The organism is Acinetobacter sp. ANC 4470, from assembly GCF_002135335.1.
Taxonomy (GTDB): domain Bacteria; phylum Pseudomonadota; class Gammaproteobacteria; order Pseudomonadales; family Moraxellaceae; genus Acinetobacter.
Genome location: NZ_NEGC01000004.1, coordinates 255579 through 279465 on the forward strand (window position 1 = coordinate 255579; position 23887 = coordinate 279465).

The 23887-nt window shown below is 37.5% G+C and carries 26 protein-coding genes and 2 pseudogenes; 6 read left to right on the forward strand and 22 right to left on the reverse strand.

Annotation, left to right across the window (positions count from 1 at the left end):
• Positions 1-4 precede the first annotated feature (4 nt).
• Together B9T25_RS08120 and B9T25_RS08125 are read right to left on the reverse strand one after the other, a co-directional pair.
• Positions 5-1150, reverse strand: coding sequence for an HlyD family efflux transporter periplasmic adaptor subunit (locus B9T25_RS08120; protein WP_086187938.1), 1146 nt, complete (start codon positions 1148-1150; stop codon positions 5-7).
• Between the two features lie 273 nt (positions 1151-1423).
• Positions 1424-1921 (reverse strand): thioesterase family protein, encoded by a 498-nt coding sequence (locus tag B9T25_RS08125; RefSeq protein WP_086187939.1) that lies wholly within the window; start codon positions 1919-1921, stop codon positions 1424-1426.
• Between the two features lie 106 nt (positions 1922-2027).
• Here B9T25_RS08125 and hemB point away from each other — a divergent pair, with 106 nt between their 5' ends.
• Together hemB and B9T25_RS08135 are read left to right on the forward strand one after the other, a co-directional pair.
• A complete protein-coding gene (hemB, locus tag B9T25_RS08130; protein ID WP_086187940.1) occupies positions 2028-3041 on the forward strand; it encodes a porphobilinogen synthase in 1014 nt (337 codons plus the stop codon).
• A gap of 18 nt (positions 3042-3059) precedes the next feature.
• Positions 3060-4178, forward strand: a complete 1119-nt coding sequence (locus B9T25_RS08135; protein WP_086187941.1) for an NAD(P)/FAD-dependent oxidoreductase — start codon at positions 3060-3062, stop codon at positions 4176-4178.
• Here the strand turns inward: B9T25_RS08135 and B9T25_RS08140 are convergent.
• From B9T25_RS08140 to B9T25_RS08150, 3 genes are all read right to left on the reverse strand, one after another.
• Complete coding sequence (locus B9T25_RS08140) at positions 4175-5083, reverse strand: TIGR01777 family oxidoreductase (RefSeq protein WP_086187942.1); 909 nt, start codon at positions 5081-5083, stop codon at positions 4175-4177. The genes B9T25_RS08135 and B9T25_RS08140 overlap by 4 nt on opposite strands.
• A gap of 66 nt (positions 5084-5149) precedes the next feature.
• Positions 5150-5596 (reverse strand): ABZJ_00895 family protein, encoded by a 447-nt coding sequence (locus B9T25_RS08145; protein ID WP_086188019.1) that lies wholly within the window; start codon positions 5594-5596, stop codon positions 5150-5152.
• A gap of 383 nt (positions 5597-5979) precedes the next feature.
• A complete protein-coding gene (locus B9T25_RS08150) occupies positions 5980-6603 on the reverse strand; it encodes a LysE family translocator (protein ID WP_086187943.1) in 624 nt (207 codons plus the stop codon).
• A gap of 200 nt (positions 6604-6803) precedes the next feature.
• Here B9T25_RS08150 and B9T25_RS08155 point away from each other — a divergent pair, with 200 nt between their 5' ends.
• Positions 6804-7259, forward strand: coding sequence for a DIP1984 family protein (locus B9T25_RS08155; RefSeq protein WP_086187944.1), 456 nt, complete (start codon positions 6804-6806; stop codon positions 7257-7259).
• A 241-nt stretch (positions 7260-7500) separates the two neighbouring features.
• Here B9T25_RS08155 and B9T25_RS08160 read toward each other — a convergent pair whose 3' ends face one another.
• On the reverse strand, positions 7501-7692 hold the full coding sequence (locus B9T25_RS08160) for an NF038215 family lipoprotein (RefSeq protein WP_086187945.1): 192 nt from the start codon (positions 7690-7692) through the stop codon (positions 7501-7503).
• Between the two features lie 296 nt (positions 7693-7988).
• On the opposite strand from B9T25_RS08160, the pseudogene B9T25_RS08165 reads away from it, so the two are divergent.
• Positions 7989-8736 (forward strand): annotated as a pseudogene (locus tag B9T25_RS08165) (IS5 family transposase).
• A gap of 26 nt (positions 8737-8762) precedes the next feature.
• Here B9T25_RS08165 and B9T25_RS08170 read toward each other — a convergent pair.
• The 14 genes and pseudogenes from B9T25_RS08170 to acnD all read right to left on the reverse strand — a co-directional run bounded on the left by B9T25_RS08170 (position 8763) and on the right by acnD (position 20446).
• Entirely contained in the window at positions 8763-9098 is a 336-nt protein-coding gene (locus tag B9T25_RS08170) for a YegP family protein (RefSeq protein WP_086187946.1), read from the reverse strand.
• A 243-nt stretch (positions 9099-9341) separates the two neighbouring features.
• Positions 9342-9701, reverse strand: a complete 360-nt coding sequence (locus B9T25_RS08175) for a 5-carboxymethyl-2-hydroxymuconate Delta-isomerase (protein WP_086187947.1) — start codon at positions 9699-9701, stop codon at positions 9342-9344.
• 259 nt (positions 9702-9960) lie between these two features.
• Positions 9961-10302: a zinc ribbon domain-containing protein YjdM gene (locus B9T25_RS08180; RefSeq protein WP_086187948.1), complete on the reverse strand. Its 342-nt coding sequence runs from the start codon at positions 10300-10302 to the stop codon at positions 9961-9963.
• Positions 10303-10394: 92 nt separating this feature from the next.
• Positions 10395-10745 carry a DUF488 domain-containing protein gene (locus B9T25_RS08185; RefSeq protein WP_086187949.1) on the reverse strand — a complete coding sequence of 117 codons (351 nt, stop codon included), beginning with the start codon at positions 10743-10745 and terminating at the stop codon, positions 10395-10397.
• A gap of 21 nt (positions 10746-10766) precedes the next feature.
• Positions 10767-11108 carry a DUF2004 domain-containing protein gene (locus tag B9T25_RS08190; RefSeq protein WP_086187950.1) on the reverse strand — a complete coding sequence of 114 codons (342 nt, stop codon included), beginning with the start codon at positions 11106-11108 and terminating at the stop codon, positions 10767-10769.
• A 91-nt stretch (positions 11109-11199) separates the two neighbouring features.
• The gene (locus B9T25_RS08195) at positions 11200-11646 is read right to left on the reverse strand and encodes an SRPBCC family protein (RefSeq protein ID WP_086187951.1); all 447 of its coding nucleotides are present in this window, start codon (positions 11644-11646) and stop codon (positions 11200-11202) included.
• Positions 11647-11810: 164 nt separating this feature from the next.
• Positions 11811-12182, reverse strand: a complete 372-nt coding sequence (locus tag B9T25_RS08200; protein WP_086187952.1) for a ribonuclease E inhibitor RraB — start codon at positions 12180-12182, stop codon at positions 11811-11813.
• 219 nt (positions 12183-12401) lie between these two features.
• Positions 12402-12632 (reverse strand): annotated as a pseudogene (locus B9T25_RS08205) (pseudouridine synthase); the annotation flags it as partial.
• An 84-nt stretch (positions 12633-12716) separates the two neighbouring features.
• A complete protein-coding gene (locus B9T25_RS08210; protein WP_086187953.1) occupies positions 12717-13430 on the reverse strand; it encodes an SIMPL domain-containing protein in 714 nt (237 codons plus the stop codon).
• Positions 13431-14087: 657 nt separating this feature from the next.
• Complete coding sequence (locus B9T25_RS08215; RefSeq protein ID WP_416202357.1) at positions 14088-14822, reverse strand: hypothetical protein; 735 nt, start codon at positions 14820-14822, stop codon at positions 14088-14090.
• A 142-nt stretch (positions 14823-14964) separates the two neighbouring features.
• Positions 14965-15543: a DUF4126 domain-containing protein gene (locus B9T25_RS08220; RefSeq protein ID WP_086187954.1), complete on the reverse strand. Its 579-nt coding sequence runs from the start codon at positions 15541-15543 to the stop codon at positions 14965-14967.
• A 140-nt stretch (positions 15544-15683) separates the two neighbouring features.
• Complete coding sequence (locus tag B9T25_RS14445; protein ID WP_322853459.1) at positions 15684-15911, reverse strand: zinc ribbon-containing protein; 228 nt, start codon at positions 15909-15911, stop codon at positions 15684-15686.
• Between the two features lie 27 nt (positions 15912-15938).
• Complete coding sequence (locus B9T25_RS08230) at positions 15939-17765, reverse strand: hypothetical protein (protein WP_086187955.1); 1827 nt, start codon at positions 17763-17765, stop codon at positions 15939-15941.
• 74 nt (positions 17766-17839) lie between these two features.
• A complete protein-coding gene (gene acnD, locus B9T25_RS08235; protein WP_086187956.1) occupies positions 17840-20446 on the reverse strand; it encodes a Fe/S-dependent 2-methylisocitrate dehydratase AcnD in 2607 nt (868 codons plus the stop codon).
• Between the two features lie 259 nt (positions 20447-20705).
• Between acnD and B9T25_RS08240 the strand changes: the two genes are divergently transcribed.
• Positions 20706-21428: a YgfZ/GcvT domain-containing protein gene (locus B9T25_RS08240; protein WP_086187957.1), complete on the forward strand. Its 723-nt coding sequence runs from the start codon at positions 20706-20708 to the stop codon at positions 21426-21428.
• Between the two features lie 61 nt (positions 21429-21489).
• On the opposite strand, the gene B9T25_RS08245 is transcribed toward B9T25_RS08240, so the two are convergent.
• The gene (locus B9T25_RS08245) at positions 21490-21735 is read right to left on the reverse strand and encodes a hypothetical protein (RefSeq protein ID WP_086187958.1); all 246 of its coding nucleotides are present in this window, start codon (positions 21733-21735) and stop codon (positions 21490-21492) included.
• Between the two features lie 310 nt (positions 21736-22045).
• On the opposite strand from B9T25_RS08245, the gene B9T25_RS08250 reads away from it, so the two are divergent.
• Positions 22046-22852, forward strand: a complete 807-nt coding sequence (locus B9T25_RS08250; RefSeq protein ID WP_086187959.1) for a tetratricopeptide repeat protein — start codon at positions 22046-22048, stop codon at positions 22850-22852.
• 57 nt (positions 22853-22909) lie between these two features.
• On the opposite strand, the gene B9T25_RS08255 is transcribed toward B9T25_RS08250, so the two are convergent.
• The gene (locus B9T25_RS08255) at positions 22910-23833 is read right to left on the reverse strand and encodes an AEC family transporter (protein ID WP_086188021.1); all 924 of its coding nucleotides are present in this window, start codon (positions 23831-23833) and stop codon (positions 22910-22912) included.
• Positions 23834-23887: the final 54 nt, after the last annotated feature.

The following is a 23887-nucleotide window of genomic DNA, read 5'->3' on the forward strand; positions in this document are numbered from 1 at the left end:
GCCACTACTTCGAAGCGAGGTTAATTTTCGCTTCCATAGATAAGCCTACACGTAAAGGATGCTCGGCTAATTCTTTAGGATCAAGCGCAATTCGTACAGGTAAACGCTGCACCACTTTAATCCAGTTACCTGTGGCATTTTGTGCAGGAATTAAAGCAAATGCTGAACCTGTTCCACCTGAAAATCCAACAACCGTGCCATGAAACTCAACCTCATCACCATATAAGTCAGAGGTCAGTACGGCTTTCTGCCCTGCTTTAACTTTGGCCAATTGGCTCTCCTTAAAGTTAGCATCGACATACAGTTTGGAAATAGGCACCAACATCATTAACACTGTACCCGGTGCGATACGTTGTCCAACTTGAATATTGCGACGTGCAATCACCCCATCAAACGGCGCTTTAATTTCGGTACGTTCTAAATCAAGGATGGCTTGTTTCAAACGTGCTTGTGCAATCAATACATCTGGCGTCGAGGTTTCATTACTGCCACGGATCAAGGCTTCATTGGCAGCCAAAGTACTTTGTGCCGCTTTTTGACTGGATTGTGCTTGTGCTAAACCTGCTTTCGCTAAATCAAAACCTGCTTGTGCATTACTTACAGCACTTTGCGCAGTACTCAATTCTTCTTTGGAAATTGCCCCAGATGCACTGAGTTGACTACGGCGAGCCAAGTCATTTTGCGCTTTATTCAGCTCTGCTTGTGCTTTAGCCGCCTGTGCTTCTGCACTATGAATCCCGTCATCACTAACAAAAACTTGAGAATTTAAAGCACTGCTATTGGCTTGCGTTTGTTTGTATTGACGTTGTGCTTTCATCAATTCGGCCTGTGCCTGTGCCAGTGCAATTTCAGCATCACGCACATTTACACGCACCAATACATCACCTTTTTTGACTTGTTGGGTGTCACTGACCATCACATCCAAAACCTGCCCACTGACCATAGAGGTAATTGATGCGGTTTCTGCACCGACATAAGCATTTTCGGTACTGACGGAGTGATTAAAAAACAAAGTCCATACCGCATATGCAACAGCAGCAATAATGAGTATCAATGCGACAATGCTTAAAGCTTTCTTTCGTTTTACTTTTAGAGCAGCATCCGAAATTTGTTCATCTGGTTCTGGCAAGGTGTTTTGAGCATCTGTCATGATTATTCCTACATCCAACAGACTTGGTCACCACATATCATAGATGTTGTTTTGATCGAGATAAAACGAACAGCTATAAAAACCATCCATGTGATGCGATGGTGTCGATGAGAAAGTCATTTTTTATTTAATATTGATGGCGCATTTTAATAACAAAAAATCATGATGCGAGAATAAAAATGTAACTCACCAGTCTTTAAAATGATTTTGGCATTGAATTGTCATTCAATGCCAAATAAATCTTTCAGTTTTTTTAATTCTAACCTTACAAACTTAATAAGCATAAGATGCGATTGCTGTTGCAATGGCTTTATCTTCATCATTGACCAAGGTCATACGCATGGTGCAACCCTTGCGGCCTAAACGTAAGGTTTCAGCACGCGCAATAAAATATTTGCCACGACCTGGTGCCAAATAATCAACTCGCATATCCACTGTCGCCAAACGCGTTACCTTTTTAATGGTATCAGGCAGCTCATCGGCTTCCGCTTTTTTATATAATTCGCCCATTGCCGCGATACCGCCAATACTATCTAAAATAGTCGCAGCAACCCCGCCATGCAAAATTTGAAAGGCTACATTACCAATCATAAAAGGCTGCATTTCAATGTAGGCTTCAATTTGCCCATCCACCACACGCATCAACATATCGTTGTGTTTAAAATAAGGAGAGCTATTAAATGCATGACACAACTGTTTGAGGACAACATCTATATCCACTTTCGAACCCAAATGAATACTCCCTGTCCACTTTTTATCTGAATCATTCATAATCTGCTCGAATACCTTAATTTGAGAAATAGCAATTAACTTATGCCCTAAAAGCGAATTCTAGGGCTACAATAGCGCTAGTTTAATACTGATCAATGAGATTGTTATGACTTATACGTTCAATCGTCCTGCATTTCCTGCCACTCGCATGCGTCGAATTCGTAAAAATGATAAATTGCGTTCTATGGTACGTGAAACCCAATTGACGACCGATCATCTCATCTACCCAGTATTCGTACTTCCGGGGCAAAATCAAACCCAAGATATTCCTAGTATGCCCAATGTTCAGCGTCTATCTGCTGATCTGCTGTTAAAAAAATCAGAACGCTTACTGGAACTCGGGGTTTCTAAACTGGCTTTATTCCCAGTCACGCCACAAGAAGATAAAAGCCTAACCGCTGAAGCGGCTTGGCATGAAAATGGTTTAGTGCAAAACACCATTCGTTTACTGAAAAAAGAATTACCCGAAATGGTACTCATCACTGACGGTGCTCTTGATCCTTACACCACGCATGGTCAAGACGGTATTATTGATGACACAGGTTATGTGCTGAATGATGAAACGATTGAATGTTTAATTAAACAAGCCTTAAGTCATGCTGAAGCAGGTGCAGATGTTCTTGCACCAAGTGACATGATGGATGGTCGTATTGGTGCGATTCGTACCGCGCTTGAAGCTAACGGTCATATCTATACCAATATTATGGCTTACTCCGCTAAATATGCTTCGAGCTTCTACGGTCCTTTCCGTGATGCCGTTGGTTCATCGAGCAACCTTAAAGGTGGCAATAAATATAATTACCAAATGGACATCGGCAACCGCGCTGAAGCCTTACATGAAATTGCACTGGATATTCAAGAAGGTGCAGATATGGTGATTGTAAAGCCAGGTATGCCTTATCTGGATATCGTGCGTGAAGTGAAAGACAACTTTGGTATTCCAACCTTCGTCTATCAAGTCAGTGGTGAATACGCGATGCTAGCAGGTGCGATTCAAAATGGTTGGTTATCAGATGACGTGATTATTGAATCGCTGATGAGTTGCCGCCGCGCAGGTGCAGATGGGATCTGGACCTATTTTGCAGAACAAGCTGCACTTAAACTTAAAGACATGAACTAAGGATCAGTGGCGTAAGCTATGAAAATCGCCATTATTGGAGCAGGCATTAGCGGTCTAATGTCTGCTTTAGAGCTTGTAGAACAAGGATGTTCTGTTGTTATTTTTGATCAACAACAGGCCGGTCAAGCCGCTTCATGGGCCGGTGGTGGAATTCTCTCCCCGATGTATCCTTGGCGATATCATCCTGCTGTAAATCAACTGGCACAACACGGAAAATCACTTTATTTAGAATGGAATGAGAAATTAAAGCCTATTTCAGGTATTGATTTTGAAATTCATGAAACAGGTTTACTGATTTTTGATGAAGCTGATTTCGAATCAGGTTTAAATTACGCCCATCAATTTCAAGAACCGATGCAGCAATGTTATTATTTACAACAAGAACAAATCGAGCAAATTAATCCTTTTATTCATCCTCAATTTCAGCAAGCGATTTATTTTCCACAGATTGCCAATATTCGAAATCCACGCTTACTGCAATCGATTACCACCTATTTAAAACAACATCCTCAAGTTGAATTTATTGAACATTGTCCAATTGAACAGTTCAATATTGCGAATGGCAAAGTTCAATCCGTTGATAGTCAAAATAGTCAAACTTATTTCGCAGACCAGTTTGTCATTACCACTGGTGCTTGGTCTAAACTCTGGTCTGAACAACTCGATTTAGATATTCCTGTGCAGCCTGTACAAGGGCAAATGGTGCTGTTTAAAACCCCTGAAAACTGGTTGCCCACCATGTGCATGAATAACGTGATGTATTTAATTCCACGCGTAGATGGGCATGTGGTGTGCGGTTCGAGTATGGCAAATTGTGGTTTCGACACCACGCCCACTGCTGCGACCCAACAGATGATTTTAGAGGCGTGTTTCGAGATGGTGCCTGAACTGGCAGCGTTTCCAATGGTTAAACAATGGGCAGGCTTAAGACCGAGTTCGCCAACGGGTGTGCCTTATATTGGAAAAATGCCAGAGCTTGATAACGTATGGGCAAACTTTGGGCATTTCCGTAATGGCTTATGTATGGGTCCTGCATCTGCACGCCTGTTAAGACAGCTGATACTGAAACAACCGACCTTACTCGACCCAACCGCTTATTGTGCGACCAGACTCACAGCCAACATTTTAACTGCTTAACGAGGCCCTAAAATATCTGCCAAAGCCAGCTTTAAGCTGGGATATTTAAACTCAAAGCCTACATCTTGCAATTCTTTGGGTTGCACATATTGACCATTTAAAACCAATTGTGATTGCTCACCGAGCATCCATTGCAAAACAAAAGCCGGTAAAGAGAAGAAAGGTTTACGTTTCAGTTGCTGTGCGGCAATGTAAGCAAATTGCGCTTGGGTCATTTTTTCTGGACAGACCACATTAAAAACCTGAGCCGTAGTTTCTTTGGTCATTAAAAACTCAATGGCGCGTAGCACATCTTGAATATGTACCCAAACCACAGGTTGCCGACCATGTCCAATACGCCCAACCAAATTCAGCTTAATTGGCAATAACATTTGCGGAAGAATACCGCCCTTCTTTGCAAAAACAATCCCAAAGCGCACAATTTTAGTATTCTGTAATTTAAAACTTAACGCAGCATGTTCCCACAGTTGACACAGCTCCGACATAAAAATAGATTGTGGTTCGGACTGTTCTGTACAGACTTCTGTCCATTGTTCGGTCGGGTCAATGCCGTAATAGCCCACGGCAGAGCCTGAAATAATACGCTTAGGGAAAATCTGTCTTTTTTCTAAGTAGCGATAAAGTTGATCTGTAATTTCAACGCGACTCTGAATTAATTGCTGCTTTCGTTTTACTGTCCAACGTGCCTTGCCAATGTTTTCACCCGCAAGATTAATCACATAATCAATGCGATCTGTTTTCAGTTCATCTAACTGTTGAATCCAAATCAGATTCGGATGATGAGACAGCTTATTTTTCTGTCGAGTAAGCCCAACCACCGCATAATCACGTGCCAATAAATAAGTGATTAGATGTGAACCGATAAAACCACTTGCACCTGTGATCAATACACATGCTTTTTGCATTTCATGATCTCTCTTTTTCTTTTATCTATAGATCAAGAGCGTTGAAAACTCAAGCGTGGATAATGATCAACCAAACATTTTCTTTGCCATACGTTGTGCTTGTGTCCCATAAAACCAATAGGTTAAGAGATATAACGGTATCGCAATCAGTAGAATCATCACTACCACGACACTCATAAATTGTGGATTTTTTAGATATAATAGGAAATTTTGCCAAATATCGGGATCACCTTTGGAAAAAATTAAAATTCCGACTAACAAAAAGGCAAGGTTATAACCCCAGAAAATTAGACTAAATCCTAAGGTTATTTTTTTCCGTTCTTGATTGCTTGGTGCACGTTGTTGTTGTTTTAAAAACTTATAAAGGACTAAAATCATTGCGCTTAAATACGGAATCACGGTCAAAATACCGCCCATACCTGTAGGCAATAAAGCCGCTAAAACACCGCAGATACAAGTAAAAATAAAACAGAATAAAAAAAACCATAAAAAATATCGAGTTAGTGACACTATGCACCTACGTAACAATGTTTAGATCACCATTATAAAAAAAAATGAGTTTTTTTTCATTTTATTGTCAACCAATCTGTAAACCACTACGTTATATAAGGTAAGAAGTTCATAAACCCGTTAATTTGTACCGGCATCCACAAAGTTTTCGGTGAACTTTTCCTAAAGCAATAAACTGAGTAAGTTTCAAGTTTTAGTATGGAACAGCAGCCCGAGCTAAAATTTGCAACAGATTTTTTGACCGACGATTTCACATCACTCGAATCGTCGGTCTTTTATTTTCTACCGCTTACTTTTTAATTTTCGCATTCATTCGAAACGCTAAAACAATGCCTGATATATTGCTTCTCTCTATAAATAATGCAATATGCGAATGAAGCAAAAAACTACTTCATACCAAAAATGAGCTTTAAACCCAGCAAGGTCATAACCCCACCTGCAATTCGGTCAAATATTTTCTTAAACTTCAAATAAACCTGACGAGGTTTTTCTGCGGACAATGCCACTGCCACTAATGAATACCAGCCTGCATCAATAAAGAAACATAACATTGGTAACACCACGTAAAAATAAGCGGGAATTTCTTTCGGTAAAAATGCAGTAAAAACACTAGCCAAAATAATGGCAATTTTCGGGTTACTCAACTGCGTAATTAAACCTAAGCGATATGCCTGCGCATAACTCATGGGCTTTACATCACCTTCTGTGGTTTGCATCGGTTCTTTGGCATGTTTAATAATTTTATACGCCAGCCAAAGCAAATATAAACCACCACAAATTTTCAAAGCCAAATAAGCGGATGGCACTGCCAGTAAAACAGCTTGCAAACCCATGACTGCTAAAAAGCCGAATAATGCTGCACCTGTACCAGTACCTAAAGCCGTAAATAATCCATGTTTACGTGAAATCGCAATTGAATTTTTTGCTACATAAATAAACGTTGGCCCAGGGCTAATTGCACCCAACATGAGCGCCAAAGTAATTGAGCCTAATATCAATAACGATTCCAATGCTTTTAACCTTAAATAATGAGGAAAAATGTGTTTACCAATTCTACGTGTTTTATATGCTTATTACCCTAATAATTTTATATTCCAAATGAATTGAACAATTAAATTTTATCTGGATACAAAATACAATTGCTCGATTCACTCATCCAGTGCAAAATAAATTTCATCTTGCAAATATAGCGCTAAAAAGTATAAAAATTATGAAACTTGCAGAAGCTCTTCTTCTTCGAAGTGATTTACAAACCAAACTGGCATCATTACAACAGCGCATTAATAATACTGTTTTGGTGCAAGAAGGTGATCAACCTAGTGAAGATCCAAATGTTTTATTATCCAATGCATTTGCCGTCAATATGGAATTACATGATCTGATTAAACGGATTCATAGCACCAATGCTCAAGCAAAAACCATCAATGGAAAATCTTTGCTTGATGTTTTAAATGCACGTGATAGATTCATTAGCCAACATCGTATTATCCAACAAGCGATAGATAGTTCACGCCGTGACAATGCACGTTATAGTTCGAGTGAAATTCGCTGGATTAAAGTAATATCGGTGAGTGAGTTACAAAAGCAAGCTGATGATATCAGCGCTAAACTACGCCAAAATAATTTAGAGATTCAAGCCTCGAATTGGCAAATTGATCTCATTTAACCGCTTTGTAAATAGCGATTGATCAATCGCTATTTACACCACAGTTCGGGCATATTGGGCGAGTACAAGACCTTTTTATACAGTTTGTAAGGTTTTAAATAAGACAAACTGTTTGCAAGAAGTAAAACGTCTACTTCAAATTTTCACAAATCTGACGTAGCACACTGCATCTGTTACTTCTTACACATCACCCTGCACTACCATGTACTGACAATATGCCCACCTAATTTTCTGTACCGCCTCACTGTTGAACGGCAGGTTTAATTTCGCGAGCATTTAGCTGTGTAAGACGATAATCATGATCATGAACAGGCATACCACCAATAATCATGGTACGCACCTCAGTTTTTGGCTTGTTGTAATCATTTTTTGCATCACAAGCTGTTACTAAAACCAACAAGCAAATAGATAAACCAATGGATAGCTTTTTCATCACATATCCTCTTTTTCATAGTTGTTATACGGTTTAGCTTAGCACTAATGCACGTTTTGTGATCTTTTTTTTCTAATTGAAATTCAATTATTTAAAATATTCTTACAAATAAAGATGATTTAAAATATTTACAACTGTATTCGCCCCATAAAAGGGACATTGAATTCGCTAATTTTAGCGCTATAAATTCCCGAAGGAACTTCAGTTTTAAACCACTAATAGAAAGGTCTGTTGATCTTTATTGTACAAAAAATAGCGAGTCAGTAAAATTTAATCGCCAAACCCAATTTACGACTATGCCTCGTACAATACTGACGAATCAACACTGGTCAAAGCTGAAAGCCTTACGGAACAATGCTTCTCATCCATAATTTTGATCTTTATCTCAAACACAATTTAAAATTAATTATTGAAGCTATCCTGTATAGAATTCAAACCAGTTGTCCTTGGCGTGATTTACCTGAATATTTTGATAAACCAAATTCAATATTTAAAAAATTTAGTCGATGGTCAAAAGTTATTAAAAATATTTAAATGATTATCACTGAATGCTAATTTGATTTGGAACAGGTGTTTATTTGATGCTAAACACCTGAAAGCACGCCAACATGCTACAGAAATAAAGACCAAGATATTTGTCGTAGCATGGATAGGAACAGCTCTGAAATTCATTTAACTGTTGATTCAAATGCTCATTCAATTGAATTTTTTGTTCGTGATGGAAGGACTCATGTTGTCAAAGTTGCACCTAATTTAGTTAATGCATTAAATTTAGAGTCAGCAGAAGTGCTTTGTACTGCTAAAGGTTATGACTCAGCAATACTCAGAGAGCAAATGAGAAAAAAAAATACTAAAGCGAATATTCCAAAGAAATCTAATACGAAATCAAGTAATGATTTACATAGATTGGTACTTATATAAAATCAGATACTTAGTTAAAAATACATTTGCCAGACTTAAGCATTTTAGAGAAATTCAACGCGTTATGACAAGCTAAAGCAAAACCATGAAAACTCCATGGCTTTAGCTTGTCTCTTTATTTAGTTACCATTATGAAATATCAACAGTCTCTAATCTGTTAAATCTTTAATCGTCGTACTTGAACCATTAATTTTTACCGACTCAATGCCCTTTTCACGCGATTGCTCACTTGAATAAAATTGACTGGTTCCAATAATTTGATGATTAACCGCTTTTAAATTGAAATAGGGTTTGCCATTTGTTGCATCCTTGCGTTCAAAATGACTGTCATCCGCACTATTTTTCTGTACTGATTCAATCCCATTTCGAGCAGAGGCTCTCGCCTTATATAATTCACTGGTCAAAATGACTTCACCATTTCCTGCTTTTAAAACAAAGCGATATTGTCCGTCACTGCTTTGACTCAATTCATACCATCCTGACATCGTGAATACCCTCTTGTTATTTTAAAGTTTATAAACAGCATTGTATTGATTGAAAATCAATCTATTTATCTTCAATATAAATGACTTTTAGCTTTTTAAAAAGTATGTTTTGTTACGAATTGATAATGGGATTTTTTCTTAAAACATGACTTCAACAAACAAAATTATTCAATGATCAAATAATAAAAGCGAATGAAATTTTCAGATTTCATTCGCTACTAAACCCGATTTGTTTCATACAAATTAGACAATTTTTTTGCTATATGTTTCTTTCTGCATTTCTAAAATTTCTACACAAATTTGCAAGCTCATTTGATTTTGTTTAGGCAAATGCTGCTCAAGTACGCTTAATAACAATTGGGAAATTTCCTGTTGTAATTCCACACTTCGCCCTGTCAATAACGAAACTTTGGCGTGTACATAAGCTTGTGACTCATCCCCTAAACCAACCACATAATCTTGCTGACAAATAGCACGACTTTTCACATCATTGGCTGAATGCACATAAGCACCATCTAGCAATGCTTGGTTTAAAGCAAGAAGAAGTGGCTGCGGTGCTAAGTTTTCAACGTTGGCTGAATATTCCAAATGAATATGTGGCATAACAAAAATCCTTTAAGCTCATGGCTTCGTTATACCATGCTGTGTGCTGAATCCGCAGGTCAATGTCTCAATATTTAACCAATTGTCAGTATTGATAGAAAAATAGGCATCTCAACAACTATCTCCTTTTTATAAAATTTGATGCGAATCAAACCAATGAATGCCCCAAAAATATAATGAGTACAATAAATAAATTACGACCCCATAAAAAAAGCCCTCGCATTTTGGCTCGGGCTTTTTTGACTTCAAACTGTATTCATTAAGCTTTTTTTACAAATTCAGATTTGAGTTTCATTGGACCAAAACCATCCACTTTACAATCAATATCGTGACCATCAGTCGCATCTGGCAATAAGCGAATATTTTTCGCTTTTGTACCCACCTTCACCACTGAAGATGAACCTTTAATTTTCAAATCCTTAATGACTGTTACCGTATCACCATCACTGAGGATATTGCCATTTGAATCTTTAATTGTTGTTACCTCTTCAGCCTTGCTCTCACCCTCTTTCCATTCATGAGAACACTCTGGACAAATCAGCAAATCACCATCTTCATAGGCATATTCTGAGTTACATTTGGGGCAATTTGGCACAGACATAAAAACCTCAAAAACTCTACTATAGCATTTTATCCCTAATCCACTTGCCAAAACCCTATTTATTTTATGGAATAAAAAGGGCTTCAATAGCCTTATCCTTGTTCTAAAATCTGTTTGAGCACAATCACATGGTTATGCTGTTCATCTTTAGCGGCAGTAATTAAAGTCACTTTTTCGTGTTGAGCGATCTTCCTAATATGCTGAAGCATCTCTGATTGTTTAAGCAGTTCTGCTTTATAGCGCTGTTGAAATTCGCCCCAATGATGCTCAATATCTTGATGATACCATTTTCGCAATTCAGTCGATGGCGTAATCTCTTTTGCCCATAGATCAATTTTGGCATCTTCCTTTTTAATGCCTCTAGGCCAAAGTCGATCGACTAAAATTCGTTTGCCATCCATTTCAGAAGCGGCTGTATAAATACGTTTCATATAGATATTCATATTATCTATCCTTTAAACATATTAACTCTCCATCGAAATTCCAACTAAGGTCTCATCACGATCTAGCTCTACACACAAAACATATTGAGTTACTTCTTCTGGAAGTGTGAAATCAATCCGATAATTTTCATCCTCCTCAAGCATCCAATCAACATGTGGACTCAGTTCCAGCATGTTTAAAACCTGTAAAGGTTGAGGTGTTGTAGTACCTAAGTTTTTCAGCCAATAATCGGGCTCAAGTTCCTCTAAATGATGTTCAGCATATAAATGGACTTCATTTCCATCAGTATCACTCTGATAGGCAGATAGCATCGCCGCTCGAGCTTTCTGCTCTAATCTTTGAATTAGCTCAGTATTATTCATCCGTTATTTCTCTGTTTTTTATTAGTTTTACGCTTATATGTCATACGAGTAAATACATATTAATGAAATTCACTAAAAATATAATGAGCTTTTATTGATCTGGAATTTCAGGATTAACCAACAAAGCCAACAATTGCAATGACTCTTGCCAGCCCAAATAACAGGCTTCAACTAGAATGACATCGGGAATACCCGATTGCGTAATATTGACCTCCGTCCCGACAGAAACGGCTTTGAGTTGAATGATCACTTCAATTTGCCCTGATAAATTTGGATCATCAAACTGGTCGGTATAGCGTAATAACTGATTTGGAACCAGCTCATGATAAGTTCCACTAAAACCATGGCTTGAACCTGTAGAAAAATTACAAAAGGACATTTTATAGGTTCCGCCAACTTTAGCATCCAGATGATGAACTTTGGCGGTAAAGCCATAGGGTGCCATCCATTTCACTAAGGCATCAGGGTCAATAAATGCTTTAAATACCCGTTCTGGTGGCGCACTGAATACACGATGCAACTTCACGGTATTAGTCATGATTTCATCCTTTATTTTTGTTTTATAAGGGAGTTATTTTACGCTGTGTAACTTTAACTTTTGTATCGTTTTGGCTTTTTTATGGTTTTAGTTGTATTCATGATATATAAAAAAGCATGCCTTATTGAGCATGCTTTTTAAAATAATAAATTATTAATTTATATTTATTCTTCTTCAACATCTTCATCATCGTAAACGTAAGCCATGCAACCCCAACCGTCATATTCACCGCCATGTTGTTCTGCAATTTTGCCAAACCATTCTTCTAAATCCACGATGTCTGAATATTCAGGTTCCATATACACATAAATCGTAATGACCCATTCTGCCGTGTCAGACTCTTCATCTTCAAACATGCTGATTTTTTGTTCTTCTTTAAGCAAATAAAGTGCACATTTTTCAGCTTGTTCTTCAGTTTGGAATGCAATAGAAAACTCTATTTCATGCGCTTCTGTTAGGTCATCACCATCTTCAGCCATTTGCCAAAGTACATTACCATTGTCGTCATCTGGAAATTGTTCAAAATTACGTGTCATGGGGAGTTTCCTTATCTTCATTATGTACAGCTATAGCATTGTACTTAGATTAGCTCAAGTTTGTTTCAATTTGCAGATGCTATTTATAATGAGTAGACAAAAGGTTACATGCTTAAAACCAACGTTCCTAACTGAGTCACTTGCCTAAAAATTAATTAAAAAGGCATATTTCCTTTAATTTCAATATGTTCTCCACTCAACGGCTGCTTAAATGCCAAGATGCTTAGCAAACATTAAAATACCCGAGGTTGCCATATCTAGGCGATGGGTAATTTTGGCATGCGGGTATTTTTCAACAGCACGTAAATAGGCACTGTCATGATGCTCAGGTAAACGCCCGGGTACAGACAATAAACCCGCAGGCTTGTCGATCACCAGCAAATCATCATCTTCATAGACGATGCAAAGTGGTTGTTGCGGAGGCATATAAACAAAGTGGTTTGAAGGCATAGTGTACGGCGTAATCGAAAAAATTTAGAGGAAAAATAATAAGGAAAAATTCAGCTGTCAATCACTGGATAAGGTCGTATCAGCTTAATCTGCCAGATAATAATCCACCGTTGACACGACTCGTACTTTCTTTAAGTACGGCGTATTACTGTCCCGATCTTCAATACTAAACAAGCCCTGATTTGCCGATTTAATTTTACCTAAACCGCTTTTAGAATCGGCAGCAAATTTTTCTGCAACGCTGCGTGCATTTTGCGTTGCTTGCTCAATCATGGCAGGTTTAATGTCATTCAATTTGGTAAATAAATATTCGGTTCGTTGTCCAGAGTCATCGCCACCAAAGGCAATGCCTTTTTTACCCAATACCACTAAACGACTTTGTGCCCCACGTACCGCATCTATTTTATGAGTATATACGGTAATGGTTTGATGGGCGGTATAACGTAGCGCAACATTTGCATCGCCGCCATATTGTTGGGCATATTTATCGGTGGTGCCGGGGGCAGCAGTGGTAATTTCCTCTGCCGTAAAACCTTCACTTTTTAAAAATGCCTGAATTTGTTGAGTATGGGTTTCCATCGTGTCGTATAACTGGGTCAGATCTTGATTGGCTGAACTAAAACGAATGGGCCACACTGCCACGTCGGCTTTCACTTCACGTTCCGATAAACCTTTGACTGAAACAATCCGTTCATATTGTTTAATTTTCAGTGCGCTATTGGCTAAAATCCAGCCCGCGATAATCATACCCAAGCAAATTAAACCACCTAAAATAAGTGCGGGTTTGAGTTGATTCATTAGACTAAACTCCTTTTACCAATTATTTTTATCCAGTTTTTGTGGTTGTATTATCGCTAGCACAGTAGAACAAAACACGTTGAAATTATTTTTAATAGAGACTCAGGATATATAACGATTCCCTGCATAGCAGCAGATTGCCTTTAAAGTAACAGATTTGATATATGGATATGAATTGTTCATTTGTATCTACATTTTTTAATTTAAAATTTATTCTATATTTATGATTTTTAATTATTTTTACATTCTTATTCTGTTTTATTCGATAAATAATTTTTTAGGGTGTTGGGGAAAACATTATGTTTTACTTCAACAATTATAGCTTTGTAAGCGATAACTTTTAGCCTATAAACTTGTGATCTATAGCGTCCTAAGCCGAATCGAGACCTTTTGGGCGAGTACCACACTGACTTTATAAGTAACTGGTAGCATCTACTCTTTTCGATCCCCGTCACACCCTTGAGATACAATTTAACAAGATCGCTTCGGAATTATTTCCCTAAGAAAAACCAATTTTCATATTTTTTAGTAAAATTTCTCATATAAAATTAAAATAATAGTATTTTTTACCATTTTGAATAAGATATTGATTTTTTATTTCGCAAAAACACCAAATAAGAGAATTAAATCGTCTATTTAAAACATCCTGTCATCCATTTAAAATTTTGAAAAACCTAATTCGTCAAAATCTTTAATTTTGGATAAATAGATCGGTGCTAAATTAACTTTACTCCATGTTTCTTTAAATTTTGGGTCGTCATCGAAGTCTTCATTTAAATTTTTACGAATAACTTTTTTAGCCGTTAAAAAATTGATACTGGTTTCGCTTTGAACATATGGTCCATGATTACTGGAATCATCATAACCAATTAAGCGTAGGTCATTGTCTTGTGCTCTAAAACTATAGTTCCAATAGCCATAGCGCCCATGACCATAATGAACGTTGAGTAAGCCTTTTTCGATGGAGATCCATAACTCCGGCGCAAAATACACGCCACCCTCTTCATTTTCTGAGGAGAAACAACTGAGGTTGCTTAGGACTTGTTTGTATTTATCTTTATCGGCAAGCAAGACAATGATGCCACGGCGGTTTCGATCCAGTTTTCCACGATATTCATGATCGACCCATTCTTTAGGATTTGTTCCTTTCACAATTAAGAGCAAATCTTTTACGCCATCTTTATTTAAGTCACCTTCAACCGCTTCAAACAACACATATTTGGCAGGAATATAAGTCTTATATTTGATTTGGTCTTTTTGCAGTTTGACTTGTTCGAATGTGGGTTTTGTTTCTTGTGCAAAAGTAATTTGAGGAATAAAAAATGTGGCTGATAAGGTTAGAAATGTGCTTAGGAGTAGTTTAGGTTTCATCGTTTTTATTAAAATTTTCATAAGTGTGAACATCGATTATTAAGGAGAAAAAAATTGTATTTTTCTCATAAACAGTACATCAAGCATATACGTAGTGATGGTTTTAAAAATTCATTGGTTATTGATATAAAATTAAAATAACCACTTCATCAGTATTCCATACTTACAGCACAGCACTATTCATATTTTCTTGTTTCTTCCGTCTTACCCAACGCACTGCTAAAACAATCAATAGCAACACAAGCGCAACGACCAACACGGGTACCATCAACGACAAAACCGACAGTAAAAATGCCCCTATCCACTCACCTGTAGAAACCACAGGGTTTGCAATACCACCCGTTGTTGCTGTTGATAAACCACGAACTGCAACTGTACTCATTTGCACTGCACCTGCCGTACCACCACCGACAATAATCGCTGCCGCCCAACTGGCAAACTGTGACATTTCCCCACTACTAACCGCCATTGTTGCAAGCGTCCCTGCAATCATCGCCGCAGGAGTTGCAACTGTATCTAATAAATTATCCACCCACGGTACATAATAAGCTGCTATTTCACAAACCGTTGCCACCGCTAAAGCAATACACACAGAAGGCATTGCCAGCCAATCAAAGCCCTTCATCGGTTCAAACCATCCCATCAGGGATGCCACGCTCATCACCAACAAAGGGACAAAGACACGAAAACCACAGGCAGCGCTTAAACCGATACCTATACATAAACCTAATATTGTTTCCATTGTGTTCTCCAAACTTATTTATTGTGATTGGCTGTTATTGTTTTATCTCATTTGATTATAAATTAACAAAAAGCCCTATCAAGTGATAGGGCTTTTATATAAAACAGGATTGGCTGTTTTATGAATGTCGCTAGGCACTTTTATTTTTTAAATTCAGTGCCATGGCATTTGGTACACGGGGGTAAACGGTCTGTACCAATTTCTAAGTAAGTGCGACGTCCGCACTGAATACAAAAATAGAAGCCTGTTCCGGGTTTTTCGCCAGCAGTAACCATTTTTGTTCTCCATATGTTTTTAGAAATGGTGAACCTAGTATAACTTTTTTGTGATGGTTGTCTATTGTCCATTTCGACAGTTGATGATGTCATTTATGCAAGAAATGATTTCAAAACTTTTTATTTTCCCCTATTTGCTTTCCTCGATTTTTTTTGAATTTTGGACTTCGGCTTTCTATTTACTTTTTTTCTAAACTCTTCGGCTTCGTGCTCAAAGAAATCTTCTCTAATTAAACGTTGTAAATTCATAGGAATTTTCTTTAACTCATATTTTTCGCCTGCTAATGTTTTAAAATAAATCTCATCAAAAATATCTGCCTCCTCTAATGCGAGTGGGATGTAATCGGCTTTCGCTGAAATAAATCCTTGCAAACCACCCTCATACTTTAAATATGCACCAACATATTCTAACTCATCCATACTCACTACTTTATTATGTAGTTGATTTTTTTGTGATAAAAATCCATAAAAGTCAGAATAATTTAATTTTAAGTGTTCCCATGCATGAACAATACTGTCAAGATTTGCAATATCTATTACCCAAGGATAGGTTTCATCAACTTGTTTATCTAATAAATAATTTAAATTACAACCAAGAGCACCAAAATCATCCCTTGTTACACAAATAGTATGAATAACTTTAATTTCTTTCAAAGGGATCTCTGTTAAAAGCTTTCCTTTTTTGGTATATAAAGTTAATTTTTTATCTTCTAACACTCTCTTTTTTAAACTATTTGCTTGATCAAATGCCTTCTGTAATCCTGTACTACTTTTAAAGTGACCTCTAATTTTAATAAAAGCCTTTTCAGTATCGCGCATTGGTTCTTTGGGTGGCGATGCTTTTGCCTCTACAATCAATAAAACGCCATTATCATAAATTACTAAATCATGTTCATTTCTAGAATTATTATTTTCAAATGCACTTTCATAAAACAATGCATCAGAACTACAAATTTTCTTGAATAGTTCGCCTGTTTTTATTTCTAATTTTTTATCACGAGCCTTTACTATTTTTTGAGCATTTGGAACATTTTTATATAAAAACCCCTCTAAAAAGTTAATGATTGAAATAAAAAAAGAATTATTCAACACATAATAAATTTTATTTTCTTCATAAAATAAAGATTTAAACGAAACAGGATTTTTATCAGTAAGATATATAATTTCTTCAACACCACCTCTTTTCAAGCCAAACACAGACAATATATTATTATATTTTTCTGCTCCTATTTTTTCTAAAACTTTAGACGACTCAATTGAAAATAAGTTAAGAGTATTTTCAAAAAGTCTCTGTCCTCTTTTTCTTAATTCTTCATCATTTCTAATGCTATTAATTTCAGTATTATAATTTTCGATATTCTCATCTAACTTTGATAAAAAATTTTCTCTACTTTTATCCAAGTAATTATAATCTTCTTGTAAATCATCCATTGCTCTTTGAATTTCATCTTCTAAAGCACTTGCAAAATCAATTAAATCTTTTACAGTAAAGCCATAAGTATCATGTACTAGGGGAGAATATCCATCAAACCAAAATAAAACCCACTCTCTAATTTGATGAGAGCTTAATGTCTTACTTGTAAAAAAATAATGAATAAAAGCAGACATTACTACTAGCTTTGTTTTTTTATCATTCTCATTATTCTTATCTACATCAAAATAGTTAAGAGTATAAAAATTGAATATTTTATTTAGTAATTTACTAATTTTTTGATCTAAATCTTGACTAAACTCAATAGGACTTTCTGGTTCTTCTTGTGATACAGCTAAACCTAATAAATAAGTCCCTTGCTGAAAAGGTGAGCTTAATACCTTAGATCTTCCATGATTAAACTCATGCTGTCGCATACTTACAAAATTTACCAAAGACTCTAAACTAATCGTAGCAATTAATTGTTTTAGTTCTTCAATCGTTTTTAATAATTCAACATGTAATTCTGATTTCATCATATTCTCAGTAAAAAACCCCACTTAACAGTAGGGTCTTTTTTAAACAATATCAATTACTTTAGCTTAAAGTATCAAGCCACATTCCCTTCTAAAAAGTCCTGTGCAAAGCGCTGCAATACACCACCCGCTTCATACACATGCACTTCCTCTTCCGTGTCTAAACGACAGGTCACGGCAACTTCAACCACTTCATTTTTACCATCTTCCGTCGCACGCTCAATCACCAAAGTCAGGTCAGAACGTGGCGCAATATTCCCAATCACGCTATAAAGCTCCGTACCATCTAACTTTAAGGTTTTACGGTCAATGCCTGCTTTAAACTCAAGTGGTAACACGCCCATACCAACCAAATTGGTGCGATGAATACGCTCAAAACCTTCAGCAACAATCGCTTCTACACCTGCAAGACGCACACCCTTGGCAGCCCAGTCACGGCTTGAACCCTGACCATAGTCTTTACCCGCAATAATAATCAGCGGTTGCTTACGGTTCATGTAAACTTCAATTGCTTCCCACATACGCATCACTTCGCCTTCAGGCTCTACACGCGCTTTCGAACCTTGCTTAACCGTGCCGTCAGTACGAGTAACCATTTCATTAAACAATTTCGGATTGGCAAATGTGGCACGTTGTGTGGTCAAGTGATCGCCACGGTGCGTTGCATAAGAGTTAAAGTCTTCCTCAGGCACACCCATTTTCGCCAAATATTCACCCGAAGCACTGTCTAATACAATCGCATTCGATGGCGACAAATGATCGGTGGTGATGTTGTCACCCAAAATTGCCAACGGACGCATATTGGCTAAAGTCCGTGGTGCAGCCAAAGCCCCTTCCCAATACGGCGGACGGCGAATATAAGTACTTTTCGGACGCCAATCATATAACGGACTAGCTGCTTTTTCATGTACACCCAAATCAAACATTGGAATATAAATTTTACGGAACTGTTCGGGCTTCACTGCAACTTTCACCAAAGCATCAATTTCTTCATCTGACGGCCAAATGTCTTTGAGGTAAATTGGGTTACCATCTTTATCATTACCCAAAACATCTTTTTCGATGTCAAAACGAATGGTTCCTGCAATGGCATAGGCAACCACTAATGGCGGTGAAGCCAAAAATGCTTGTTTTGCATAAGGATGGATACGACCATCAAAGTTACGGTTACCCGAAAGTACCGCAGTGGCATACAAATCACGGTCAATAATTTCTTGCTGAATTTTTGGATCTAACGCACCCGACATGCCGTTACAGGTGGTACATGCATAAGCGACAATCCCAAAACCAAGTTTTTCTAAATCGTGTAATACCCCTGCTTCCTCAAGGTATAAAGCCGCAGCTTTAGAACCCGGTGCAAAAGAGGATTTCACCCACGGTTTACGCTCTAAGCCCAATTCATTGGCTTTACGTGCAAGCAAGCCTGCGGCAACAGTATTTCGTGGGTTAGACGTATTGGTACATGAGGTAATGGCTGCAATAATCACCGCACCATCGGGCATTAAACCGTCGGTACGATGCTCAACCACACCGGCAATGCCTTTGGCTTTTAAATCGCTGGTAGATACACGTGCATGCGGGTTTGATGGCCCTGCAATGTTCCGCGTTACAGTTGATAAATCGAAACGCAGCACACGCGGATATTGCGCTTGCTTCATATCCTCTGCCCAAAGACCAATTTCTTTAGCATAAGTTTCTACAAGTTTGATTTGATCTGCTTCACGGCCTGTAAGCGTTAAATAATCAATGGTGTTCTGGTCAATGTAGAACATTGCCGCAGTCGCGCCATATTCAGGGGTCATGTTGGAAATCGTGGCACGATCGCCTACCGACATGCTGTCTGCACCTTCACCAAAGAACTCTAAATATGCACCGACCACACGTTCTTTACGCAAAAACTCAGTTAATGCCAACACGATATCCGTTGCAGTAATGCCTGCCTTACGCTGACCTACCAGTTCCACACCAATAATGTCAGGAAGACGCATCCACGATGCACGACCTAACATCACATTCTCAGCTTCTAAACCACCCACACCAATAGAGATGACACCTAAAGCATCGGTATGCGGCGTATGTGAATCTGTGCCTACACAAGTATCTGGATAAGCCACGCCACCACGGTTTTGAATCACTGGCGACATTTTTTCCAAGTTAATTTGGTGCATGATGCCGTTGCCCGCAGGAATTACATCGACATTTTCAAAGGCTGTTTTTGTCCATTCGATAAAATGGAAACGGTCTTCATTACGACGGTCTTCAATGGCACGGTTTTTTTCAAAAGCGTCAGGATCAGAACCGCCAAATTCCACAGCTAAAGAATGGTCTACGATGAGCTGTGTTGGAACAACAGGATTCACTTTAGATGGATCACCCCCTTGTTCTGCAATCGCATCACGCAAGCCTGCAAGGTCTACAAGAGCCGTTTGCCCAAGGATGTCATGACAGACCACACGTGCAGGATACCAAGGGAAATCGTGGTCTTGTTTACGATTAATCAGTTCTTTTAACGATTGTTCTAATATTGCAGGGTCGCAACGGCGCACGAGCTGTTCAGCAAGTACTTTTGAAGTATAGGGAAGTTTTGCATATGCGCCTGACTGAATATCTTCTACGGCTTGGCGTACATCAAAATATTCGAGCTGGGTGTTTTGCAGTGTTTTGCGATAGTTGTTGTTCATAGCTTACCTGCCTTTTGAATCATTTTTTTACTACGTTTTTTGTTGATGATTTACACTCTGTTTGCAGGCATAGTACACTGTCAAAAAGCCATTTCCCAAATCTTATATATTTCATAATCTTAGATACAAAAACAGGGGTTTTTGAAACACTTGGTTACATATATTTTAAAATATTTACGGTAAAAGTGCATTTTTTTGCAAAATAGCGGAAAATGAGTTTAATTCTTTAGTATTAGATCTATTTTTTAGAGAGTAATAAATGAGCCATTTAGCTTTCTCCTCATTCACTTTAAATGGTGTGGATGCACAAAAATTCCTTCAAGGCCAAGTCACTCTAAACGTTACAGCTTTAGCAGAAAATCTTACTCGATATACGGCTATCTGTAGTTTAAAAGGTCGGATTCAGTTTGGTTTGTGGCTAAAAAAAATCAATCCTGAAAGTTTTGAAATTGTCACAACACAAGATCAAAGTGAAGAATTTGCCAAACATATTAAAAAATTTGGTGCATTTTCTAAAATGAAGTTGGAACAAGCTGCACCAGTCTTCCCTACTTTAAATAGCGATAGCACAGATTTTGGCACGGCTGAAACGGATATCAATGCATGGCAACTACAAGCAATTGAAGTAGGTCAGGCATGGATTTCGGCAACGACTGCGGAACTGTTCCAGCCACAAGAATTACGCCTACATCAACGTGAAGGCGTGCATTATGACAAGGGTTGTTATATTGGTCAGGAAATTATTGCACGTCTTTGGTTTAAGGCAAAACCGAAAAGTTGGTTGCACCTTGTTCAAGGCACAGGTGATGTTCCTGCCCCTGCAACTCAATTGAATAATAATGTCCAAATCGTCAATAGTATTGCCATTGATGGTGGTTACAAAGCACTTGTGGTAGCAAAACCTACTGCACTTGAAGAACTAAGTTTACAGGTTCTAGCTTTACCTGAAAGTTTGAATGGCGATGTAGCACGTCCGCAGTAAGTAAAATAAATACCAAATAAAAAGCCTCCCAAACGGAGGCTTTTTTCATTGCGTTAAAATCCTAAAAATCGTGAAACAACTTATTCATATCTTTAATTACATAATCTTTAAAATGAAAAGCCCGTGCATGTTTTGCATCAATTTTTGCAGTATGACCGTCTTTCTCAAAAATATAGACCCGATCTTCTTTACTCACCAAAAACTCAGCGCCCAATTTCATTAATAACGCATCAATCTTATCTTCATCAGCAATAGATTCATCCTGACTCACTTTTAAATAGTTACGCTTAATGCCTTTAATGAACATGGATGTACTCGCTATAAAATTCAACCGAGATTTAAACAAACATTGGCTAAAAAGCAAAGTTCATTCTGATACTCATTTTATATAAGCAAGTCAAACTTTCATTTTTGACTTTAGCTTTTTAAGTAATAGTAAATATTTTTAAGATTGATTTAACACTAATAATGCAAATAGCTACGAAATTTTATTGCAATACACAATTCATATATTTACATTCACATAATTAAACTTATGATGTTGTACTTGAGTCTTCCCTATACCACTAAACGCATAAATGGAATTATGTGCATGTTTATAAAAGGTTTTTAACACTATGAAAAAAATCATACTTGCCAGTATCATCGCATTATCTTCAAATTTTGCTCTAGCAGAAACAGCAAAAACGTCTGTCGATCCTGCCTTTGCCAAAATTGAAACCATGGTCAAAGCCAAAGATCTGAAGGGCGCATATCAAGAATTAGATAAATTAGCAAAAACTGGCAATCCGCAGGCAATCTATAATTTAGGTTACCTCACACAAACAGGTCAAGGCATAGCCAAAGATGAAAAAAAGGCGATTAAGCTATACGAAGAGTCTGCCAATAAAGGCTACCCTGTTGCCAACTATGTACTAGGCAAAAATTATATGGCGGGTACCTTAGGTCTTAAACAAGACCTGAATAAAGCCAAACAATATTTAGAAAAAGCGTCAAAACAAGGTTTTGACGATGCCACTGTCGATTTAGCCGTTTTACTTTTTTCTGAAGGTACCCCTGCATCAGAAAAATTGGCATTGCAAAAATTAGATCCTTTAATTAAAAAGGATAACTATCAGGCGATCCATGCTAAAGCGTTATATGATATTAGTTTAGGTTTTAAAAATAAAAATGAAGCATCGATTAAGCAAGGCTTAAAAGGCATTCAAGACTTAGCACAGAAAGGCTATATTCCAGCACTCATGGCTGTTGGCAATATGTTTACCAATGGTAAAATCGTTCCGCAAAACCTTGTAGAAGCGAAAAAGATTTTCTCTGCACTAGCAAAAGAAAATGTGCCTCAGGCAAAAGAGTCTTTAGCAGTAGTGGATAAAATGATTGCTGATGAAGCAAAAAACCCACAAAAAGCCGGAAAGAAAAGCTAAAAGCTTTTAAATCAATAAAGCCCCTAAAAATTAGGGGCTTTTTACTGTCAGCCTGATTTACCACCAAAGTGCAATCAAACTACTGATCACGATAAAACCGAATATGGTACTTAACATTAAAGCCGTTAAGGCTTTATCGCTCAGTCCATAATTTTTCCCAAAAATACCAAACACAATTGGCATGGGTAATGCAGCAAGCAACGTTCCGGCATAAAGCATTTCTTGGCTAACATTGGGTAAAACACTCAATAAAGCAAAAATAGTCAGTGGCATCAGCACAATTTTAAAACCGACCAAAATTACACTTTGCATATTCAGTGCTTTTAAACTCATCCCCACCAGACTCCCACCAATCACAAACAATGCAATCGGAGAAGCGGTTTTACCTAACATTTCTAAAGCTTGAACCACGTAGAATGGAAGTTGAATATTCAAAACGACGCAAAGTATTCCTAATACAATAGACAAAATGACTGGATTTTTAATGACATTGCATAAGGTTTGTTTAAGTAACTGAGATGTCGCTTGATGTTGCTGCATACCCACTTCAGCAATGACTAAAGTTAATGCCACAATGAGTAAATTTTCGATAATCAAGGTCAAAGACAGATAAATTGCCGCATGCTGCCCAATCAGCATCGTCAGTATCGCAGTCCCAATAAAACCTGTATTGGACATGGATGCACCCATCGCCAACACCCCAGATTCGGTCAAATGACATTGAAAATATTTGCGATACAAGAAAAAAGCCAAAGCAAAAATAATCAGCGAACCGCCACCATAAGCAATAAAATAACTGGGATTCCAAATTTCATCGAAACGCTTACTGGCTAAAGCTTGCAGTAAAAATGCAGGCAATGAAATTTTAAAAACAAACTGACTTAAACCTTGGATATGCTCAGCTAAAATGAATTCAAATTTTACGCAGATAAATCCCAATAGCAGCAGCAGGCATATTGGTAAAATAACAGTTAAAACCACCATGACTCCTTATCTTTTAAAAGACCTAGATCAACTTCATCTCGGCCATTTTCT

Excerpts from the sequence above, each read along its gene's own strand:
- B9T25_RS08120 (WP_086187938.1), bottom strand. The coding sequence starts at position 1,150 with ATGACAGATGCTCAAAACACCTTGCCAGAACCAGATGAACAAATTTCG.
- B9T25_RS08125 (WP_086187939.1), bottom strand. The coding sequence starts at position 1,921 with ATGAATGATTCAGATAAAAAGTGGACAGGGAGTATTCATTTGGGTTCG.
- hemB (WP_086187940.1), top strand. The coding sequence starts at position 2,028 with ATGACTTATACGTTCAATCGTCCTGCATTTCCTGCCACTCGCATGCGT.
- B9T25_RS08135 (WP_086187941.1), top strand. The coding sequence starts at position 3,060 with ATGAAAATCGCCATTATTGGAGCAGGCATTAGCGGTCTAATGTCTGCT.
- B9T25_RS08140 (WP_086187942.1), bottom strand. The coding sequence starts at position 5,083 with ATGCAAAAAGCATGTGTATTGATCACAGGTGCAAGTGGTTTTATCGGT.
- B9T25_RS08155 (WP_086187944.1), top strand. The coding sequence starts at position 6,804 with ATGAAACTTGCAGAAGCTCTTCTTCTTCGAAGTGATTTACAAACCAAA.
- B9T25_RS08160 (WP_086187945.1), bottom strand. The coding sequence starts at position 7,692 with ATGAAAAAGCTATCCATTGGTTTATCTATTTGCTTGTTGGTTTTAGTA.
- B9T25_RS08170 (WP_086187946.1), bottom strand. The coding sequence starts at position 9,098 with ATGTCAGGATGGTATGAATTGAGTCAAAGCAGTGACGGACAATATCGC.
- B9T25_RS08175 (WP_086187947.1), bottom strand. The coding sequence starts at position 9,701 with ATGCCACATATTCATTTGGAATATTCAGCCAACGTTGAAAACTTAGCA.
- B9T25_RS08180 (WP_086187948.1), bottom strand. The coding sequence starts at position 10,302 with ATGTCTGTGCCAAATTGCCCCAAATGTAACTCAGAATATGCCTATGAA.
- B9T25_RS08185 (WP_086187949.1), bottom strand. The coding sequence starts at position 10,745 with ATGAATATCTATATGAAACGTATTTATACAGCCGCTTCTGAAATGGAT.
- B9T25_RS08190 (WP_086187950.1), bottom strand. The coding sequence starts at position 11,108 with ATGAATAATACTGAGCTAATTCAAAGATTAGAGCAGAAAGCTCGAGCG.
- B9T25_RS08195 (WP_086187951.1), bottom strand. The coding sequence starts at position 11,646 with ATGACTAATACCGTGAAGTTGCATCGTGTATTCAGTGCGCCACCAGAA.
- B9T25_RS08200 (WP_086187952.1), bottom strand. The coding sequence starts at position 12,182 with ATGACACGTAATTTTGAACAATTTCCAGATGACGACAATGGTAATGTA.
- B9T25_RS08210 (WP_086187953.1), bottom strand. The coding sequence starts at position 13,430 with ATGAATCAACTCAAACCCGCACTTATTTTAGGTGGTTTAATTTGCTTG.
- B9T25_RS08215 (WP_416202357.1), bottom strand. The coding sequence starts at position 14,822 with ATGAAAATTTTAATAAAAACGATGAAACCTAAACTACTCCTAAGCACA.
- B9T25_RS08220 (WP_086187954.1), bottom strand. The coding sequence starts at position 15,543 with ATGGAAACAATATTAGGTTTATGTATAGGTATCGGTTTAAGCGCTGCC.
- B9T25_RS14445 (WP_322853459.1), bottom strand. The coding sequence starts at position 15,911 with ATGACATCATCAACTGTCGAAATGGACAATAGACAACCATCACAAAAA.
- B9T25_RS08230 (WP_086187955.1), bottom strand. The coding sequence starts at position 17,765 with ATGAAATCAGAATTACATGTTGAATTATTAAAAACGATTGAAGAACTA.
- acnD (WP_086187956.1), bottom strand. The coding sequence starts at position 20,446 with ATGAACAACAACTATCGCAAAACACTGCAAAACACCCAGCTCGAATAT.
- B9T25_RS08240 (WP_086187957.1), top strand. The coding sequence starts at position 20,706 with ATGAGCCATTTAGCTTTCTCCTCATTCACTTTAAATGGTGTGGATGCA.
- B9T25_RS08245 (WP_086187958.1), bottom strand. The coding sequence starts at position 21,735 with ATGTTCATTAAAGGCATTAAGCGTAACTATTTAAAAGTGAGTCAGGAT.
- B9T25_RS08250 (WP_086187959.1), top strand. The coding sequence starts at position 22,046 with ATGAAAAAAATCATACTTGCCAGTATCATCGCATTATCTTCAAATTTT.